This window comes from Shigella sp. FC1967 (assembly GCF_001743005.1).
In the GTDB taxonomy this organism is placed as follows: Bacteria; Pseudomonadota; Gammaproteobacteria; order Enterobacterales; family Enterobacteriaceae; genus Proteus.
Genome location: NZ_MIIZ01001431.1, coordinates 1 through 12,553, shown reverse-complemented (window position 1 = coordinate 12,553; position 12,553 = coordinate 1). Strand labels below are relative to the sequence as shown.

General features: G+C 38.1%; 8 protein-coding genes and 1 pseudogene. 2 read left to right on the top strand and 7 right to left on the bottom strand.

Annotated elements, in window-relative coordinates; all coding sequences use genetic code 11:
* The 6 genes and pseudogenes from glgP to BHE89_RS22700 all read right to left on the bottom strand — a co-directional run.
* A pseudogene (glgP, locus tag BHE89_RS22725) lies at window positions 1-1,672 on the bottom strand (glycogen/starch/alpha-glucan family phosphorylase); the annotation flags it as partial.
* Between the two features lie 45 nt (window positions 1,673-1,717).
* Window positions 1,718-3,151 carry a glycogen synthase GlgA gene (glgA, locus tag BHE89_RS22720; protein WP_069367153.1) on the bottom strand — a complete coding sequence of 478 codons (1,434 nt, stop codon included), beginning with the start codon at window positions 3,149-3,151 and terminating at the stop codon, window positions 1,718-1,720.
* A complete protein-coding gene (gene glgC / locus BHE89_RS22715; protein WP_069367154.1) occupies window positions 3,148-4,497 on the bottom strand; it encodes a glucose-1-phosphate adenylyltransferase in 1,350 nt (449 codons plus the stop codon). The genes glgA and glgC overlap by 4 nt, the downstream gene beginning before the upstream one ends.
* A 21-nt stretch (window positions 4,498-4,518) precedes the next feature.
* Window positions 4,519-6,588, bottom strand: a complete 2,070-nt coding sequence (gene glgX, locus BHE89_RS22710) for a glycogen debranching protein GlgX (RefSeq protein ID WP_069367155.1) — start codon at window positions 6,586-6,588, stop codon at window positions 4,519-4,521.
* A gap of 1 nt (window position 6,589) precedes the next feature.
* Window positions 6,590-8,773, bottom strand: a complete 2,184-nt coding sequence (gene glgB, locus BHE89_RS22705) for a 1,4-alpha-glucan branching protein GlgB (protein ID WP_069367156.1) — start codon at window positions 8,771-8,773, stop codon at window positions 6,590-6,592.
* Between the two features lie 353 nt (window positions 8,774-9,126).
* The gene (locus BHE89_RS22700; protein ID WP_286146430.1) at window positions 9,127-10,023 is read right to left on the bottom strand and encodes a LysR substrate-binding domain-containing protein; all 897 of its coding nucleotides are present in this window, start codon (window positions 10,021-10,023) and stop codon (window positions 9,127-9,129) included.
* A 133-nt stretch (window positions 10,024-10,156) separates the two neighbouring features.
* Between BHE89_RS22700 and BHE89_RS22695 the strand changes: the two genes are divergently transcribed.
* Complete coding sequence (locus tag BHE89_RS22695) at window positions 10,157-10,867, top strand: sulfite exporter TauE/SafE family protein (protein WP_286146429.1); 711 nt, start codon at window positions 10,157-10,159, stop codon at window positions 10,865-10,867.
* A 29-nt stretch (window positions 10,868-10,896) separates the two neighbouring features.
* On the opposite strand, the gene BHE89_RS22690 is transcribed toward BHE89_RS22695, so the two are convergent.
* A complete protein-coding gene (locus BHE89_RS22690; RefSeq protein ID WP_128860789.1) occupies window positions 10,897-11,472 on the bottom strand; it encodes a TetR/AcrR family transcriptional regulator in 576 nt (191 codons plus the stop codon).
* A gap of 165 nt (window positions 11,473-11,637) precedes the next feature.
* Here BHE89_RS22690 and BHE89_RS22685 point away from each other — a divergent pair, with 165 nt between their 5' ends.
* Window positions 11,638-12,384: a DJ-1/PfpI family protein gene (locus tag BHE89_RS22685; RefSeq protein ID WP_286146428.1), complete on the top strand. Its 747-nt coding sequence runs from the start codon at window positions 11,638-11,640 to the stop codon at window positions 12,382-12,384.
* The last annotated feature ends 169 nt before the right edge of the window (window positions 12,385-12,553 follow it).

Here is a 12,553-nt window from a genome sequence, read left to right as displayed (position 1 = left end):
TATTCATGGATCCGTTTGATTTGTACATCAAATAGCGCATCAGGATTAATATCAATATTTAGATTTTCCTTAATAATCTGCGCAAGGTTTTGTTTATTGATACGTTTTGAATCTTTTAATTGATATAAGAAGTTTTTATCTTTTATCAATGGCATTAATTCACCCAATTGCTCTAAATTAGTTCGCCAATTTGTCCCAATATGGCTATCAATTGCTTTAGAAAGTGAAGGATTTGCTAATGCTAACCAGCGACGTGGTGTGATCCCATTGGTAATATTGCAGAATTTCTTAGGGTAGATCATCGCAAAATCAGCAAATAAAGATTGCACCATTAATTGGCTATGAAGTTCAGAGACACCATTAACCTGATGACTAATGATAACAGCTAACCATGCCATACGAACATTACGGCCATTCTCTTCATCGATAATAGAAACACGACGTAATAAGTCGTTATCGTTAGGGAATTGGGCTATAACGTGTTTCAAAAATTTATCATTGATTTGGAAAATGATCTGTAAATGACGAGGAAGTAAACGACCTAGCATATCAACAGGCCAAGTCTCTAATGCTTCCCCCATGAGAGTATGATTGGTATATGAAAATATATGATTAATTTGTTCCCATGCCTCATCCCAGCTAAATCCATGATTATCAATCAGCTGACGCATTAACTCTGGAATAGCAAGAACAGGGTGAGTATCATTAAGGTGAATTGCAATGAAATCTTTTAAATTATCAAAGCGTTGGTGCAGATGATAATGACGTTGCAAAATATCTTGAACAGAAGCACTCACTAAAAAGTATTCTTGCTGTAAACGCAACATTTTACCCGACATTGTTGAATCATCAGGGTAGAGAATACGAGAAATATTTTCAGAGCGATCTTTTGCTTCTGTTGCCTCTAGATATTCACCTTGATTAAATTTACCTAAGTTAAAGGCAACATTTGATTTGGCTGACCACAAACGAATGGTATCTGTCGCTTGTGTGTTATAACCGGGAACAATGGAGTCATAAGGTTGTGCCATCACATTTAAGGTATCAACCCAAAAATTTTTTCTCGCCTTCTTGCTGTAAACGTCCGCCAAAATCCACTTTAAATTGCAGATCATGGCGAGGGAATTCCCAAGGATTGCCTTTTTTCAAGCCAGTTATCCGCAACTTCATGTTGTTCGCCATTTTGAATTTGTTGGCGGAACATTCCGTATTCATAACGAATACCATAACCTGTGACGGGGTAACCTAGTGTGGCACAAGAATCAAGAAAACAAGCCGCCAAACGACCTAAACCACCATTACCTAAACCAGGATCAGGCTCAAGTTCGATCTGTTTCTCAAGATCAAGACCTAACTCTTCTAATGCCTTTTTGACTTCGTGGTACACACCTAAAGAGAGCATAGCGTTCGTTAAAAAACGCCCCATAAGAAACTCCATCGAAATGTAATAAACCTGTTTTATTTTCGGTGAAAGTTCTGCCTTGGTTGACTTTAACCAGCGTTCAACTAAACGGTCTCTAATCGCATAGGATGTGGCATTTAACCAATCTGTTGGTGTTGCATATTTGGGTGACGTACCAACGATAAACATCAGTTTATAAACAATTGAACGTTTTAATGATTCAATATCCTTATCGGGTGATAGATAATCAAATGCACATAAGTTTTTCATTATAAATCTCTTTTTGTTATCCATGGATTCAAATAGACATCATGTCTATAAATGTTGATACAGTGCCGCATACGTTTTTGCAGCAGTTTCCCAACTAAAAATAGTTTGGTTCATGCCATCAACCTGAGTTTGTTGCCACTGTTTAGGCATACTCCATAAGGTAAAGGCACGATTTATCGCCTGACGCAGAGAATCTGATGTTGCTTCATAGAAAACAAACCCCGTTGCTTGGTGATGCGCTAAATTTTCTAATGAACAATCATTAACCGTATCGGCTAATCCACCGGTGTGTCTGACTAAAGGTAGGGCACCATATTTCAAACCATACAATTGCGTTAATCCACAAGGTTCAAAACGACTAGGCACCATAATCACATCAGCACCCGCGACAACTTGGTGTGAAAAACGTTCGTCATAGCCAATATGTACTGCTACATTTTGCGGATAGTGTTGTTGAGCATGTAAAAAGGCGGTTTCAAGATGGCTATCGCCAGTACCTAATAAAACAAACTGACCACCTTGTTCCACAATATCAGGAAGCGCTTCAATAACTAAATCAAGCCCTTTTTGCGAAGTTAAACGACTTACAGCCGCAAAAAGAGGTGCATTATTGTTGACGGGTAAACCACATTTTTTCTGTAATGCCGTTTTGTTTTCTAAGCGCTTGTTCAGATTTTTAATATCATAACGACACGTAATTAAGTTATCTGTTGCAGGATCCCAAACCGCTTCATCAATACCATTTAAAATGCCACTTAAGCGCTGTTCATAAGCACGTTGACGTAATAACCCCTCTAAACCGTAACCAAACTCGTGAGTGGTTATCTCTTTAGCATACGTTGGGCTGACTGTCGTAATGTGATTGGCATAAAATAGACCTGCTTTTAGGAATGAAATTTGACCATAATATTCCAGTCCATTAATTGAAAAACTGTCATCAGGTAATTCAAGTTGATGCAGGTGATAAGATGAAAATTCACCTTTATAAGCCAGATTATGAACAGTAAAAACAGATTTTGCAGAGTAATGTTTAATCGCGAGATAAGCACAAGCAAGTCCTGCATGCCAATCATGGGCATGAACAACATCAGCTTGCCATAAAGGATCTAACCCTGCTGATAGCTCACTTGCCATCCAGCCTAATAGGGCAAAACGAAAAACATTATCACCATAAGCGTGTTGGTGCGTATCGTGATAAGGGCTACCTGTACGTTGATAAAGATGAGGCGCATCAATAAGATAAATAGCAATACCTTGGTATTGCCCATAGAGCAGTGAAACATTACCTGCAAACGTATCGATATGAGTCACTAATTTCAGATCGGGAATATTATCTTTGATAGCAGGAAACGCAGGAATAACAATCCGCGCGTCTAAGCCTATTTTTTTCTGAGCTAAAGGCAGGGAGCCCATAACATCCGCTAATCCCCCAGTTTTAAGCAGAGGGAATAATTCAGAACAACAGTGAAGGACATTCACGAAAATGCCTCCTCATTTTGAGGTTTTTGTTCTGTGGTTATTTCAGTTGGCGTTTCTCTTTCTTTACATGTTAATTGCTCAAGCATTTCTCTTGTTACAAGCACGATACCTTCTTCAGTGCGGTGAAAACGAGCCGCATCTTCTTCTGCATTCATCCCAATAACCGTACCTTCTGGAATGGTACAGCTACGTTCAATAATACAGCGCTTTAAGTAGCAATGATGACTCACCGTCACATCAGGTAAAATCACAGAATCTTCAATATGGCAGAAAGATTCAACGCGAACTAACGGGAATAAAATAGATGAATAGAGTGTTGAACCATTGATAATGCAACCGTCAGCAATGAGCGAATTCATCATTTGCCCATGTTCGCCATGATTATCTTGAACAAATTTGGCTGGCGGTAAAGGGGTCATAAAGGTGCGAATAGGCCAATCTTTCGCATACATATCAAGCTCTGGTGTTACAGAGGCTAAATCGAGGTTAGCAGACCAATATGCTTCAATGGTTCCTACATCGCGCCAATAGGGTGGTACTGAAGGATCTGAACTGACACAAGAGAGCTCAAAGGGGTGAGCAAGCACATCACCACGCTTTGTGATTTTAGGAATGATATCTTGGCCAAAGTCATGGTGTGAATTTGGATCTCGGCTATCTTCTTCTAATAAATTAAAGAGGTAGTCTCTATCAACGACATAAATACCCATACTGGCTAATGAGTGTTCTGGATCGTCTGGAATACAAGGTGGAATAGATGGTTTTTCTAAAAAATTGAGTACCCTGCGATTTTCATCGACATCCATAATACCAAATTGGAAGGCATCTTCTTTAGGAACACGAATACAAGCTACGGTGAATTTTGATTTGTTTTCAACGTGATCAAGTAATAAACGCGCATAGTTCATTTTATAAATATGATCACCCGCTAGGATCACGACATATTTTGCTTTGTAGCTACGAAGAATATCGAGGTTTTGATAGATCGCATCAGCAGTCCCCATATACCAATGTCCGGTATTACAACGTTGCTGAGCGGGTAATAAATCAACAAACTCATTCATATCTTCGTTGAAGAATGACCAACCACGCTGAATATGTTGAACCAATGAGTGAGACTGATATTGCGTAATTACACCAATACGACGGATCCCAGAGTTAAGACAGTTTGATAGCGTAAAGTCGATAATTCGAAATTTCCCACCAAAGAAAACCGCCGGCTTTGCTCGTTTTGAAGTCAATGCTTTTAAGCGTGTACCGCGACCTCCGGCTAAAACGAGTGCAATTGCCTCTTTAGGAAGTTGTTGTGCCAACATTAATTTTTGGCTTTGTTCTGTTGTCATCATAGTTATAGCACTCCAATCAAATTACTTAACTTGGGAGGAAATAATGGGTAATTTTTCAGTAGAAGACTGAGTATTAAAAACGCGATTTCGCCAAAGGGTGATGCTGTTAGGCTGTACTTCACAATGCTGAGATTGTGTCGGGTGACAATCAGGCCAGCTAACCGTATCAAGCAAGCAAGACCAAGTTCCTTCAGGTAAAGAAAAAACAGCACTATTTCTTAATGGGTTAAACATTAAGATCCATTGTTGCGCTAAAAGAAGTTGTAATGGTGAAGGGGGAAGTTGCTGCCAATCCTCATGACTCATAGGGTGAGCATTTTGATTTAACCAAATAATATTTTGACTCTCTTCTTCCCACCATCTGAGCGAACTTAAAGGTGTAATTTGGTGACGTAACTCAATAAGGTAGCGAATGTAATCAGTTAAGTTGTAAGGCTGTTGAAACCATTTGATCCAACTGACTTTATTATCCTGACAATAAGCGTTGTTATTACCATATTGCGTATTACCCACTTCATCACCAGCGAGTAAATGAGGTGTTCCTCTAGAAAGCAGTAATGTTGCCAGCATGTTCCTTATTGCAAGCAATCTGTGTTGACTTATTTTTTCGTTAACTATCAAACCTTCTTCACCAAAATTCACACTGTAATTGGTGTTATGTCCATCTAAGTTTGATTCTCCATTCTCCTCGTTATGTTTGTTTTGATAGCTCACTAAATCCCGTAGTGTAAAGCCGTCGTGGCTCGTGATCATATTGATGCTAGAATAGGGGGGTCTGCCATTTTTGTGATACAGCTTTGCAGAGCCCGTGATATTGTCAGTAAATGTTGCAATAGAGACATCACGCCATAACCAAAAACGACGAACAGTATCGCGATAGCTATCATTCCATTCTGTAAATGGAACAGGAAAATGCCCCACTTGATAACCATCAAAGCCTAGGTCCCAAGGCTCTGCAATAAGTTTAATACGGGATAGGAGTGGATCTTGTCGAATCGCTGTCAATAGTGGTGATTGAGAATCAAAATAAGGAACTCGACCAAGACTTGTCGCTAAATCAAAACGAAACCCATCAATATGAAATTCTGTTACCCAATAACGCAGGCAATCCATAACCCACTGCACTGTTTCAGGGCGGCTTAAATTGAGTGAATTCCCACATCCTGTCCAATTTTGAGCTTTGTTTTCGTCGTTTAGCCAGTAATAGCTTTGATTATCAATACCGCGTTGCGAAACAATATAACCTTCGAATTGATCACTTAATTCCGCAGTATGGTTAAATACCACATCTAAAATCACTTCAATATTGGCTTTATGTAGACTCCTTACCGCTTCTCGAAATTCATCAATAATATTTCGACCCGAATTAGAATAATATTGGGTAGATAAAGCGAAAGGCGCTAATACGTTATAGCCCCAATAGTTTTTTAAACCAATTTTATGAAGGTGCGGCTCTGTTAAATGATATTGGATAGGTAATAGCTCTAATGCCGTAATACCTAATTTTTTGAGATGTGAAATAAAAGCAGGGTGCCCTAATGCGGCATAAGTACCCTGTAATTTTTCGGGTATGTCAGGATGCAGTTTTGTCAGTCCTTTTACATGCCCTTCGTAAATAATGGTTTCTGACCACGGCGTATTTAAGCGTTGATAAGTCTTTTGTTCTTTATAAGAATGGCAAAAACAACCACTATCATCGGTGATAACGGCTTTAGGTGTCACTGCACTATCATCATGCTCTAACGCGTTAAAAACAGGAGAAGTGTAAGGTAATGTATTATCAACAATACCTGTCACCTGTTTTGCATAAGGATCTAGCAATAATTGCTGAGGTTGATAGAACAATCCTTGCTCTGGATTCCATTCGCCTTCAACACGATAACCATAATGTAAACCAGGCCCTGCACCAGGCAAGTACCCATGCCAAATTGCCCCAGTTTTACCTGGTAACGAGTAGCGGATCTCTTTGCCTGCTTTATCAAACAGGCAAAGAATGACTTTAGTCGCATTTTCACTAAAGAGTGTAAAATTTACACCATAGCCATCATAATGACTGCCCATTGGGAAAGGACGTCCATAATCTAAAGACATATTAATCCTTCAATCTTAAATACAGTGTCGCAAGTGGAGGCAGTGACAATGATAAGGAGTAAGGCTTGCCATTAAATGGACTGGTGGTTGTTTCTATTTCACCTAAATTTCCGACATTGCTGCCGTTATAAAACGTAGAATCACTGTTGAGAATTTCCTGATAAGCCCCTTTTTTATTGATACCGATAACGTAATTATGATGAACAACAGGCGTAAAATTACTGATAACAATAATTTCATTGCCTTGTGCATCTTTACGGCAAAAAGCAAAAACGGAGTTATCGTGATCATCAACGGTTAGCCACTCAAAGCCTTCACGTTCAAAATCGCATTCATAAAGCGGAGCATTAGCTCGATAGGAAAGGTTCAAATCTCGTACAAAATGTTGAACACCTTGATGCGGACTATTTGGCTCTTCAAGAAGATGCCAATCCAAGCTACTGTCGTGATCCCATTCACGCCATTGTGCAAATTCACACCCCATAAAGAGTAGTTTTTTGCCGGGATAAGCCCACATAAAGCCGAGATAGGCACGTAAATTAGCAAATTTTTGCCAATCATCGCCTACCATGCGACCAATTAACGAGCCTTTACCATGCACAAATTCATCGTGAGAAAGCGGCAGAACAAAGTTTTCGTTATAGGCATAGAGCATGCCAAAAGTCATTTGATTGTGATGAAATTTACGATAGATAGGATCACGTTGCATATAAGCTAACGTGTCATGCATCCAACCCATATTCCATTTGTAATTAAAACCTAAGCCTCCATCATCAGGCGGTAAGGTAACACCTGGGAAATCGGTTGATTCTTCTGCAATCGTAATTGTACCAGGACACGTTGTACCCAGTAATTTGTTGGTATAACGAATAAAGTCAATGGCTTCTAAATTCTCACGCCCACCGTGTTTATTTGGGATCCATTCACCTTCTTTTCGACTGTAATCACGATAAAGCATTGAGGCGACAGCATCGAAACGAAAACCATCTAGTGCAAAATGCTCATGCCAATATAATAAATTACCAGAAAGGTAATTCAGCACTTCATTGCGACCATAGTTATAAATCAACGTATTCCAATCGGGATGAAATCCTTCACGCCTATCAGCATATTCATAGAGTGATGTGCCATCAAAATTACGTAATCCGTAGTCATCTTCAGGAAAATGCCCAGGAACCCAATCTAAAATAACGTTAATTTCTGCTTGATGTGCCGCTTCAATAAAATCACGGAAATCCATTGGGGAGCCAAAACGACGAGTGGGTGAATATAACCCTAAGGGCTGATAGCCCCATGAACCATCAAAAGGATGTTCATTAATAGGAAGCAACTCAATATGAGTAAAACCCATCTCTTTAACATATGGAATTAACTGTTCAGCCAATTCACGATAACTTAACCAGCTTTGATCATCCGCATGTCTACGCCATGAACCTAAATGAACTTCATAAATAGAGATAGGAGCATCGCGTTGATTTCGTTGCTGGCGTGATAATGGCATTGGTTTGATGGGGGGTAATATATTGATAATTGATGCAGTTTCAGGACGTATTTGTGTTTCAAAAGCATAAGGATCAGCTTTTAATCGACGTTCGCCATTAGCATCAAGAATAGAATATTTATAGCAATCACCAAGATGAGCTTGTGGAAGGAAAAGCTCCCATATTCCACTTTCACGACGTAATCGCATAGGAAAACGTCGTTCATCCCAGAATGAGAAATCGCCCACAACGCTTACGCTTTTTGCGTTGGGTGCCCATACAGCAAAAGTAATTCCATCGATATCACCCAATTTTGCAGGATGTGCACCTAAACATTGATAAGGGCGAGAGTGGTGGCCTTGCGCTAAAAACCAAATATCCATTTCTTGCAATAAAATGCCAAATTGATAGGGATCATCAACGACACCTTGAGCATTTTCCCACGTTACCTCTAAACAATAACTAAAACGACGTTTACGACGAGGGATAGTGCCACAGAAAAAACCACTAGGATGTTTACACGTTAGTGTTGCTACTTTTCGGCCGTTTTTTCTATCGATAACACTGACTGCAATTGCATCAGGTAAAAAAGTACGGATCTCTAAGCCTGCCGATGTTTCATGCATACCAAGAAGCGCAAAAGGATCAGACTCATATCCATTAATTAGTTTTTCTATTGCTTTTTTTGTCACAGCGACAGACATCTTATCGTCCTTCATTGCCAGCAAATAAATTAACAAATTTTATGTATCAATATCAGCATAGAACGTTAATTTAAGTTGAACAATAAGTGTTTATAACTGATTATTTAAAATTAAAACAATAAATATAGGTTAATACACTTATTTTACAGGTTTAATTCATTGAATTAAAAAGAATTTAATAAATTTGACAGATGAAAATAATGAATTAATAAAAACAGCACGATTAGCGCTTTTACCTACTCATAAAAAGAAGGGTATGATTAGATTTTTTTAATAAAATGATGGTAAAGTCGTTTTAAAAAGTGTAATTAATAGCGTTAAAATCACCACTTTTATGAAAAACAATGACTTATTTAATTAGTGAAATTAACTTTTTTGTTGAGTGAGCCATTGTTCAAAATCAAGATGTGTTTTGGTTTTTTTGTAACACCTAATGGTGTTAAAGCGTAATAACTCATCGGGGCAATTTGGATATCTGGAAATAATACGTTTAAAGTACCGTTATTTATTTCACTCGATAAAATCGAAATAGGGCCAATACCAAGGCCTAATCCTTCAATAATTGCTTGAAGAGAAATATGAAAGTGATCAAAGCGATAATGACGTGAAAATGAGCGTTGTGTATTGAGATGAGTCGCGATTAACCATTGTTGCCAATGTCCTGGGCGCGTAAGCGTATCAATAACAGGACAGTTAAAAACATCTTCAAATTGAGTGACATTGTAACGTTTTAAAAATTTTGCAGAAGCAATTAAACAATGCTTATCCTCTAAAAAAACAACAGATGAATACTCTTGTTGCTGAGGTTGAGGACGAATAATTAGATCATCATGACTAATCAAATGAAATCGCTCGCTATTTGCTGAAGCAATTTGGATATTTGCATCAGGATATTGCAGATAAAAATCTTCCATTCGTGGAATAAGCCATTTTAAACAAAGCGTTGTAGGAACACTGATATTTAAAATATCGTTTTTTCCACCGTTACCATAACGAAAACTAATATCATTCAATCTATCAAAAACGTCACTTAGCTCTTGTGCCAGTGTCAATGCATAAGGAGTGGGGACTCGGCGTAAACCTTGCTTATTAAATAAAGTGACACCAAACCATTTCTCTATCACTTGGATATGACGGCTGATCGCGCCATGAGTGACACATAATGTCTGTGCCGCTTCAGTATAACTTTGGCTGTGGCAAGCGACTAAGAAAGCACGCAATGAAGGTAATGGAGGAAGATTTCTCATCATAATTTTCTCGTTATCGTTTATTCATTCGGCTTTCTGATTAAAATTCACAACATTGTGACATTTTATCACAGGTAAAAATAAAGAAGACAGGTATGATACGGCGTCTTTAACTTATTGAACTTAAAGGATGATAATGGGTTTTATCGCTGTTATTTTATTGGCAATATTGTCAGGTGTCATCAGTGGTGTTGTGGGAACGGGTGCTTCTATTTTGCTAATTCCCGCGTTGACCTATGTGTTTGGTGCTAAGGAAGCCGTACCTATTATGGCGTTAGCTTCAGTGATGGGGAATTTATCGCGTATTTATTTATGGCGTCACAGTATTCGTTTTAAACCACTATTTTATTATCTGCTACTTGGTATTCCTGCCGTTATTCTTGGCGCTAATACATTATGGGTAATGCCTGAAAAATGGCTAAATATGGGTATGGGAATGTTTTTTATATTGATGATCCCCGTGCTCCACTTATTGCGCATGCATCAAATCAAAATGAAAACCTACCAAGTTATTATTGCTGGTGCAATTATCGGTTATTTAACTGGGATTGTATTTTCCACTGGACCATTAACTATTCCCGTATTCTCTGCATATGGTCTGACATTAGGACCATTACTTGCGACTGAAGCAGCCGCTTCATTTATTATTTATCTCACCAAAGCCCTAACATTTAACCAACTTGGCGCAGTGAATAGTTTTATCTTAATTAGTGGGGCATTAGTAGGTTGTGGCTTAGTCGTAGGAAATTATCTTGGCAAAAAACTGGTATTAAAACTGACACCAAAACTTTTTTCAATGGTTTTTAGATGTAATGCTGCTTTTTGCTGGTTGTTCACTACTATTTAATGGTATTTATTCTTAATAAAATGGCTGTATTAACAGCCTTTACTTTCATTATTATCTGACACATAAGGCATTATTAAAATCTGAGAAATATCAGCTAGTGGCAGTAATTCATTAACTGTGGCACCCGCTCTTGCCCTCAATGAGATTGAATGTAAAAGGGCAACTACACCCAAAGCAATAGCATGAATATCTGTTCCTTCTTTTAACTCACCTACCTCTAATGCTTCTTGTAAGGCATCTTCAACTTGCTGAGTTTGTGCGTTAATAACCTGATTTAGCATCATTTTTATTGTCGGGTCTTCAACCTCAGCCACTGCGGTTGACAGTACCATACAGCCAGTTAATCCTTCACTATCAGTATAAAAATGGATAGCTGAAATTAGATAGCGCTTTACTCTTTCTATCACTTTATCTTGTAAGGATTGTTTCTCAAGTTCATGGCGATAACGTGTAGATGCAATATGATTAAAGCGCTCAATGGCTTTCTCATACAATACTGCTTTATTACCAAATGCAGCATAAAGGCTAGGTTTATTCATTTGAGTTTCAATGACTAAATCATCCATTGATGTTGCTGTAAATCCTTTACGCCAAAATAATGCCATTATTTTTTCGAGTGCAGCATCACTATCGTAACGGCGAGGTCGACCTTTTTTTTTTCATTTTATACCAATTAGTAAGAAATGTGTTTACTCAGTATAAAACAAATGCCATTATTTTACTAACCAGTACAAAATAGGAAAATGAAATGAACCATAATGAAATGCGGTATGGAAAAAATATGCCTTCAATTATTAAGCTTTGTTGAAGAAGGGCGTAAACAACAAACTAAACCAATTAAAGTCGGTATTTTTGTTTGTCCCGGTTTTATGCCTATGGATATTAATGGTGCTCAATCAGTATTCACTATTGCAAGCGCAGAAATTTATTTTATATGGAAAAAGATAGAGTTAGTTGAAGGCTATATTGGTTGGCCAACAATGCCGACGATGACTTTTGATGAGTGCCCAGAAGATCTGGATGTCTTAGTGGTTGGAATGGTGCCACCTGAGGTGGTTGAAGATAAAGAGACATTGGCATTTTTCACTAAAATGGGTAATAAAGCGCGTTATGTTATTGGTACGTGTTATGGTTCTTTGGTTTTGGGAGCATCTGGGTTATTAAAAGGTAAGAAAGCGACCAGTAATTCAAATGTTGTTCCGATGTTACCTGATATGGGAGCCATAGCAGTGGAAGGGAGTGATGTTGTTATTGATGGTAATATTTATACTTCAGGGCCTGCAACTGGTTCATTTGATGCTTCATTATTAGTATTAGAACAATTACTAGGTACACATTTTGCGCAATTAGTTGAATTAGCGATTGAGTATGATCCTCGTCCTCCTTTCGGCACAGGTTCACCCACTTTAGCAGGAACTGAACTGACGGCTATATCACAAAGTTTAACCGCTAATTTAAATCATCAATTTCATCAAGCCGCACTTAATGGACTTAAAAACAGCGCTAATTTAAGTTAATTAACATTAGAATAAGGAAATAAATATTGCCCTTTATCCAAACTGTTTTTATTTTAAGTTAGGAGTATCACAATGACAGAATACGAAAAAATGGTATCAGGTCATCTTTATCATGCTAGTAAAGACGATAGTTTAGAGCCACTTAGAGCCAAAGCGCTGAAATTAATTT

Coding starts and splice junctions, on each gene's coding strand:
- glgC (WP_069367154.1), bottom strand. CDS start 4,497: ATGATGACAACAGAACAAAGCCAAAAATTAATGTTGGCACAACAACTT.
- BHE89_RS22685 (WP_286146428.1), top strand. CDS start 11,638: ATGGAAAAAATATGCCTTCAATTATTAAGCTTTGTTGAAGAAGGGCGT.
- BHE89_RS22695 (WP_286146429.1), top strand. CDS start 10,157: ATGGGTTTTATCGCTGTTATTTTATTGGCAATATTGTCAGGTGTCATC.
- glgB (WP_069367156.1), bottom strand. CDS start 8,773: ATGTCTGTCGCTGTGACAAAAAAAGCAATAGAAAAACTAATTAATGGA.
- glgX (WP_069367155.1), bottom strand. CDS start 6,588: ATGTCTTTAGATTATGGACGTCCTTTCCCAATGGGCAGTCATTATGAT.
- BHE89_RS22700 (WP_286146430.1), bottom strand. CDS start 10,023: ATGATGAGAAATCTTCCTCCATTACCTTCATTGCGTGCTTTCTTAGTC.
- BHE89_RS22690 (WP_128860789.1), bottom strand. CDS start 11,472: ATGGCATTATTTTGGCGTAAAGGATTTACAGCAACATCAATGGATGAT.